This is a genomic window from Moorena sp. SIO1F2 (assembly GCF_010672755.1).
Classification (GTDB): domain Bacteria; phylum Cyanobacteriota; class Cyanobacteriia; order Cyanobacteriales; family Coleofasciculaceae; genus Moorena.
On the sequence record NZ_JAAHFV010000656.1, the window covers coordinates 1 to 1,452 of the forward strand.

The 1,452-nt window shown below is 45.1% G+C and carries 1 protein-coding gene; it reads left to right on the forward strand.

Translation table 11 applies throughout. From position 1 onward, the window contains the following. Window positions 1–965: catalase (locus F6J94_RS33800; RefSeq protein ID WP_293048306.1), on the forward strand; the 965-nt coding region annotated here is incomplete at its 5' end. Window positions 966–1,452 lie beyond the last annotated feature (487 nt).

Genomic DNA, 1,452 nt, shown 5'->3' on the forward strand with positions numbered 1-1,452 from the left:
CAAAACGAACTCGGCTTACTCAAGAGCAACTTAATGGGATTTCCCTCAAGCAAGGACTTTTTGCGACACCGAAACAATATCCTGTTCAGCTGCGATTTGCCAATGGGCGAACAAATGTTGAAAACGACTATGTCTCAGACACACGCTCAATGTCTGTGAAAGTGATTGGTGTGGAAGGAGAAAGCTTTGAACAAAGCTACGAGCCAAATACTCAAGATATTATTGTTCAAAATGCTAAGATCTTTTTTATCAAAACCATCAAATATTATTATGAATTTTTTGGCTCCATAGTTGAGTCAGAGCAAGCTGCCCAAAAGTGGCTCAGGACTCATCCCAGGCAATTGCTAGCCCTAGCTAAAGTAACAGCTCGAACCCCAAAGAGTTTATTAACGGAACGGTATTGGAGTGGTTCTGCTTATGCCCTTGGACTCAAACCAGATTTTGATCAGTCTCAACCGGGCTTAGTTCCTGTTGACTATCCCGCTGTGATCAAATACGCCTTCACCCCTGTTTCATGCCAGCCTCCCCATCAAAGGATGGGATATCAGTCCCGACCAGGTATTCCCAAACTTCCCTTCATCAATCGCGCTAAGGCTCTGGGATTGGATGGAAGCAAACCGGACAATTACTATCGAGACGAGCTGATCGAACAACTATCAAAAACCGATGCTCTTTATTGCTGGGACTTTGGTATCCAATTCCAAACCAACCCGAAAATGTCCATCGATGATGTCACAATTCGTTGGAGTGAGAAGAAGTCACCATTTTTTACCGTTGGTCGCCTTACCGTCAAGCATCAGATCATCGATTTTGACCAACAATACGACTCTGCTGAAAACCTGCGATTTTCCCCGTGGAATGGCTTAGTGGTTCATCGTCCTGTGGGAGCTCTCAACCGGCTCCGTAATGTAGTTTATCCGATTGTCGCTAAGTATCGTTATCAAAAACGGGGACTCAACTACTAGTCTTTCAATTGACACTCCCCATGCCTAGAAGCAGGGCTGTTTCATTCTTATTCAGCTATCAGAAGAGTGATAGTTAATTAGCGATTATGAATAACTCCATTAGACACGGGGCTTTCAGCATCGTTGATTTTTTGTAAGCGCTGACGTCGCATCTGGGTCGAGCGCCGATGTCTTAAATTACTCCAACAGCAGGAGTTGATGGCTGGGGTTGACATTATCTTATTGGTGGCCTGAGGTGAAAGTGGCTGAATCAGGGGCATTTAACCCGACATGATATGATACCGAGTTGCATTCAAAGATAGTAGATTGGTTGGATAGGGAGATAGGGAGATAGGGACCCACCCCTAACCCCTGCCAGGAGGTAGGGCTGTTTCATTCTGGCCAAAAATAGATGGGGAGATGGGGAGATGGGGAGATGGGGAGAAAAGGAGCGCGAATAGTCGTGATTTTGGCCAAATTTATCTAACCATACTCAAAAGCCGAATCA